Source organism: Leifsonia sp. HAY1-4F, assembly GCF_056755275.1.
Genome location: NZ_JBNDHX010000257.1, coordinates 1 through 278 on the forward strand (window position 1 = coordinate 1; position 278 = coordinate 278).

The following is a 278-nucleotide window of genomic DNA, read 5'->3' on the forward strand; positions in this document are numbered from 1 at the left end:
TCTCCGCGCCACGACGGTAGGCGCATAGGAAGGCGACGTCGGCGGGCCATACCTGGAGCTCGCGACCTATCTCTCCGTGCACCGGGATGCGGTGGCGGACGTGTTCGGGACGCTGTCGTACTTCGACGGAGTCAACTTCGCGCGCCGCATCCACGCGCCCTCGCTGTTCTCGGTCGCGCTGATGGACCTGTCTCTTATACACATCTCCGAGCCCACGAGACACTCGCTAATCTGGTGGGGAGGGTTTTGTTTGGGAGAAGGGGGGGGGGGGGGGGGGG

At 65.5% G+C, this 278-nt stretch carries 1 pseudogene; it reads left to right on the forward strand.

From position 1 onward, the window contains the following. Positions 1–46 precede the first annotated feature (46 nt). A pseudogene (locus ACPYOG_RS19445) lies at positions 47–187 on the forward strand (acetylxylan esterase); the annotation flags it as partial. Positions 188–278 lie beyond the last annotated feature (91 nt).